At 33.2% G+C, this 5,632-nt stretch carries 4 protein-coding genes; all 4 read right to left on the bottom strand.

Annotation, left to right across the window (positions count from 1 at the left end):
• Window positions 1-283 precede the first annotated feature (283 nt).
• The 4 genes from ACSX1H_RS18665 to ACSX1H_RS18650 all read right to left on the bottom strand — a co-directional run bounded on the left by ACSX1H_RS18665 (window position 284) and on the right by ACSX1H_RS18650 (window position 5,504).
• Complete coding sequence (locus ACSX1H_RS18665; RefSeq protein WP_439185770.1) at window positions 284-994, bottom strand: hypothetical protein; 711 nt, start codon at window positions 992-994, stop codon at window positions 284-286.
• 323 nt (window positions 995-1,317) lie between these two features.
• Entirely contained in the window at window positions 1,318-3,075 is a 1,758-nt protein-coding gene (locus ACSX1H_RS18660; RefSeq protein WP_439185769.1) for an ATP-binding protein, read from the bottom strand.
• Window positions 3,076-3,078: 3 nt separating this feature from the next.
• Complete coding sequence (locus tag ACSX1H_RS18655) at window positions 3,079-4,131, bottom strand: SIR2 family protein (protein WP_439185768.1); 1,053 nt, start codon at window positions 4,129-4,131, stop codon at window positions 3,079-3,081.
• Between the two features lie 326 nt (window positions 4,132-4,457).
• Window positions 4,458-5,504, bottom strand: coding sequence for a hypothetical protein (locus ACSX1H_RS18650; RefSeq protein ID WP_439185767.1), 1,047 nt, complete (start codon window positions 5,502-5,504; stop codon window positions 4,458-4,460).
• Between the last annotated feature and the right edge of the window lie 128 nt (window positions 5,505-5,632).

Here is a 5,632-nt window from a genome sequence, read left to right as displayed (position 1 = left end):
AAAAACTTCCAAGACGCCTCCCGAAATGGCGACGTTTTGCCAAACAGGGTAAAAAAACGAACTCCAAGCCTCGGCTATTGACCATAACGGCCTGCTGCATGGTGCGTAAGGCGTATGAACCTTACAAACTTTCCAAAATGAGCGGAGCCAAAGCGCATATTTTGTTTTAACTTTTCATTTTAAAGCCAAATCTGCGATTTGGCGTTGCTTGCCGAAGCCACGAACCATCCAAAACTAGTTAAACGCCTTATGCACTATTGCAGTTTGTTAGGTGGCGTTATTTCTAGTGCCCATTATTTGTTATAAAACTCCGTTGATGTTTTTTCCAATTTTCTTCTGACAATACAATGGAATGTTTAGTTCTATTATCATTATAATCAACAACCACAATATTAAACTTTGTCACCTGATGCAATTGTTCAATCTTGTCAATGTCTAAAATATATGAACAGCTTGCCCTTAATATTGCTCCAGGAGAAAGAACATTATTTTTTGCTATTTCTTGGCGAATATTTGTCCAATGCAATAATGCAATCTCACCCATTGGGCTATTTAGAATTAATGTGTCAACTTTCTTTTTTTCGTATGGTGAATACTCAGAAATTGTTAGCAGAGGAACCGAATCTGCAATTTTCTTTTTGTTTCCAATATAATATTCGATTAGTACTTCTTTGATTGTAAAGGATTTTTCTGATTTATTGAGTATGTTCAAGTCATAAAATAACACAGTTATTAAATCCTTGTTTTTTCCATTTTTGTAATGACAGACAATTGTATTTCCTGAGTTGATATTTACTTTAATGTCAGAATTCGTTCTTCTTTTTAAGCTATGTCTTCTAAGCATATCAGTTCCAAATAACAATGCACCTGATGTCAAAGCGATTATAGATTGATAGCCAGAGTTTTTAGGTTCAAATATTAATAGAATTCCGAATGTCAGTAGGATTATTAAAATTACTATTTCAATAAGAATCAAGAGAGTGTTTTTATTCATTATCAACTGTTTCAATAGATACTAATGTCAAAATTAAATCTTATTTTTCTGCGATATGTGGAGAATGCCACCTAACGGCTCGAATATGGGGCGTTTGGCATTTCAACGCTCCAACCTACCAAACCGCTATATTTTTTTTATTAATTGTACTCATTTCAAATTAAGCACCATCCGCCAAATGACCTATATTTATTGTTAGGTTTTCGTGCTTTATTCTTCGCAGTCTACCCGTGTGTTGGGGCAGCCATACTCTTTGACAAGTTTTGGTTTGTGTGTTTGCCTTTTTGTGTGACTTGGCAATGTGTATGGTTGCGAAGGGCTGGCTATTTTCTACTTTGCTTTCTATAATTTTCAACTGCTTTATCATAATTCGTCTTCTTGTCTTTTTCATTCCATTCAGACCAAAAATCAATTGTACCACTTAAAGGTCTATTCTCCTTTTTAGGTTTATCAAGCATTATTCTTGAAGGAAGCAACACTGCATCTCCTAGGATAATTGTTTCTCCTATATCGAGCGTAGGTAAAATATCTGCAAATACAGTAAGATTATCAGTCATAAAAGATTTAACTGTATTTTGGTCTTGCTTATTTGACAATCTCAATGACATAATATTATTGCACTGACTCAATATTGTTTCGCTCACATCGGAAGGTCGTTGACTAACTACAACTAAACTAACACCATATTTTCTTCCTTCTTTCGCAATCTTTTCAAAATTCTCAAGAGCTCTTCTTTCATTCGGATTATTCTCTCCTCTCTTAGGTAAATAAAGATGCGCTTCATCACAAACAAGAGCTAAAGGATGTCTTTCATCCTGTTCTGTCCAGAATTGAATATTATATAGAACTCTAGCAACTAAACCAATAATAATTGGTAATACATCTGACGGTACTTCTGAGAAGTCTATAACTTTGATTCCTTTCTCGGAACCATTAAACTCAACTAGTTGCTTTACGATTTTAGAGAATGCTTCATATTTATCTAAAGCAGTCGGGTGTTGAAATAAAAATCCATACCTCTTATCAGTAGTTTTTAATTCAAGTCTTGTAATTAGCCTACTAAATTTACCAAAATAAGGACCTTGTTTAGAAGATGTCTTTCCCTGTACCATCTCTGAATTAAGCCTTGTAATCTCCTCAATAACTGCATTCAAATTATATGGAACAGGACTATCAATTGTAAAGGAGCTTAATACATCCTTTTTATCATTTTCTGTAAGATGTTTTATTTTTTCTTCTCCGACTAATTTTTGAAATATAGTTACTTGATTGTGTGCTGTAAACTCAGACCTATCTATGAACATTGCCTGCATTTCTTCTGAATTTAACAACCAATAAGGCAAAAACAATACATTATCATCGTCTTTTTCCAAGTCATCGGGTCCAGCTATTCTTAATTGCTTCGCGAACGAAAGAGGTTTGTATTCTCCATGTAAATCAAATACAATAAGTTTAGTAGAAGGTAATTCTGAGGCTTTCTCTAAAACAGATGCCACAGTCCATGACTTACCAGAACCAGTACTCCCAAGTATAGCAGCATGACGCTGAAAAAACTTATCGCCATTTAATTGAGCTCGTGCCTTCTCACTTAATGAATATTTACCTAAATCAAGAGAAACATCTGATTTAGATTTTGCCGAAAGTAAGCCCATAAAATTCTCCAAGTTTTCACTTTCAATAGAAAAAGCTACGGCATCTATATCTGGTATTTCTTGAATAGAACGCGAAAAGTAATTTGTTTCTGTTCCTTTCTTTCCTTTAAATGTCGCAACAATCGCAATCGTCACAATATTTGAAACTCTTTCTAGAATTGAATCTGCACTTACGGGACTTGCTTCTTCATCCTCATTTGGTTGCACTATTGTTTTTAATTGCTCTGTTGATGGGTTTTTTATAACTCTTTCAACAATTGCAATTGCCCATTCTTCAACTGCCGATGAGATTTTTACTGCGACCAACCGACCGACTCTAGCAAGCTTAAGTTCTTTTGGTTTAACATCTAAACTCAATTTAGTTGTATCAACATAAACTACTTTTCCTACGTAATCTGTTTCTGTATTAAAATCAAAAAGGTTCGTCATTATCTATAATATTTCATTCGCAAATTCGTCAATTTGCCAAATCGGTTTGTTATGTTCTAGTTCTTTTCCTTTGTAGCTAATTAATGCGCCTCCTTTATTATTATCACTAATTGCAATTATTTCAGGATTTTCACTTAAAATTGCTTTTGCATTTCCTATTAAATCTTTAGTTACAATTATAGCTCTGCGGCTTACCTGATTAATGTTTTGACATATTTTTTTATCAATGTCAATATCATTAAATCCATAACCTACAAATAAGTATGTTTGAGCCTTATCAATTGCATTATCCATTTCGCGATAGAAGTGTCTATTCTCTACAATTCTTTTATGTTTTGTTTCTCCAGGTGTTATTATAAACCGTTCATAATCATTGACATTCTCAAAATAAGATAGGCTGTCATTCCGATAGACATTATCACTCTTCACAAAATAGTTTAAAGAGCCATGTACTTTATGTAATCTAATATGTGGATATACCTTAGGATAAATCTTTCCCGTTTTACTATTATTCTCCAATCGATTGAATAATTGCTCTGATTGTACCCAATCGAATTTCTTTTGTACTCCACCATAAAACCCATCGTTATAGTCTAAATCACAATGCGACAAAGCATTCTCAATTATCAAATCGTAGTTTGGTGTAATAATGTCAATTATTGGATTTGTATAGGATAGTGCATTTTTGAGCCGTTCAAAAAGAGCAATAATTGGAATCTCGCCAATCGATATCTTTGAGATGTTCTGATAATTTACTTTCGCAACATGTTTTCCTGTTTCTACAATTATACTTTCAAGTAAAAAGTCTGACTTCACAACATTTAGCGAGTTTTCAAAATCAATTTTCCTATTTAAGTTATTTAACACCAACTTCCATTCAGATTCAGCTTGATTATCGTCTATAATAACAGAAGGTATAACTGATTTTAAATGAGATTCCAAAGCTCCCATACCAAAAGCAAAGTCAACTGAAATTGAACTTCCTGTTCCGATAATCAAAGCGAGTTGCTTCCGAAGTCTTTCTTGTATTTCTTGATATATTTCGTCTAAATCCATTCTATCTTATTCTGTGTGTGCGTTGGCAAAAATTTGGCTCTTTTACAAGCTGAAGAATCAGCAAGTGTGTTGGAGCTTGTAAATGTGCCAAATGCGCGTTGGCTGTGTTGTCTTTTGCATGAAACCTAACGGACGAGGCTATGAAGCGTTGGGTATATTTTCCAGATTTCCTTTCCAAAATGCTAAGTAGCCAGAGCGTTGTATTTTGCTTTTACCTTTTCTATTTATAAAGCTAAATCAACGATTTGGCGGTGGTCGGATTTGCAGAAACTCGCCAAATTGCTGTGAACGCCCAATGCTTTATTAGCCATTGTTAGCACTCGTATTTATTTAATAAAAGAATAGAAATCACTCAATTTATATTTAAATTCCTTTGTGAAATTTTCTCTTCCATCCAGCTTTGCTGTAGCATTAATCCTAGACAATAAGTCAATTAAATGTATTTTATTTCCATCACCATTACTTATTTTCAAATCAAAAGGTGATTCCACCAATGATTTTAAACTCTTCTTAGCTTGTTTCTTGAAATATAAACTTTTCAATAGGCCGTCTAATTCATTTGAGTCGGATAATTCAAGTAAACTACTTATTGATTTTTTACCAAAAGTCATGAATATTCTAAATATTCCTTCATACATAACATCTTGCTCAATTTCTGTAGATTTTCTGAATTTATTGATTAAGTATCTTCTGTGAAATTTAGTGGAGTAGAAATCTACGAGATAAATTAATCCCAAAGTGAATAATCCTAAAATACACAGTAATCCAAATGCTATATATACTTTGTTTTCTTCCCATTTGTCCTTCTCTTTATCTCCTATGTAGGTTTCTATTTCCTTTTGTCCCGCAACCTTTCCATGAGTTGTCAAATTAATTGTCTTGTTTCTGCTTCCATATAGTAAAAAACTAAATGAAACAAAATCATTTTCTTCAAGTATTATTGGTGCAATTGAGATAGATGAAGAATCAATCAAAAAATTAAGATTATCATTAAGATAATCACTACTATAATCTATTATCGATGGTTTATTAATGATTGAGTAACCTTCAAACTCTAAACCTAATGGGCAATTTGAATCATAATCTAAAATCCTTATAGGAGCAGTACCGTAATTTAATAGTTTAGCAGAAACCAAAAATACAGAGGTGTCGTTTGTAATTATATTCTTGTTACGGTACAAAATCTTTAATGAATCAATATTGTCTGAAACTTGCACTATTTCATTACTTGATATAATTTCAAATCCAATCAATGGTTTATCTTCATCTTTGTTTGCAACATATATTGAATAAATTAAAGCAATTAATGTTACTATAAAACCAGATAAGGTCCATGCGAATTTTTTTTCTATTTCAAACAGTTTTCCTTTCATTTTTATATCTGTGGAGTGTTTGGTTATGAGTGCTAACGGTTAGCTGCATGATGCGGTAGCAGATTCGCGGTGCTGATTGTCCGTCCGACAGGACTGACAATCAAGGCGGGAATCGGCCCAGCCAAAGC

This window comes from Carboxylicivirga taeanensis (assembly GCF_051851475.1).
GTDB classification, from domain to species: domain Bacteria; phylum Bacteroidota; class Bacteroidia; order Bacteroidales; family Marinilabiliaceae; genus Carboxylicivirga; species Carboxylicivirga taeanensis.
Note: the sequence above shows the minus strand (reverse complement) of the source record. Positions and strands in the feature narration are given on the sequence as shown.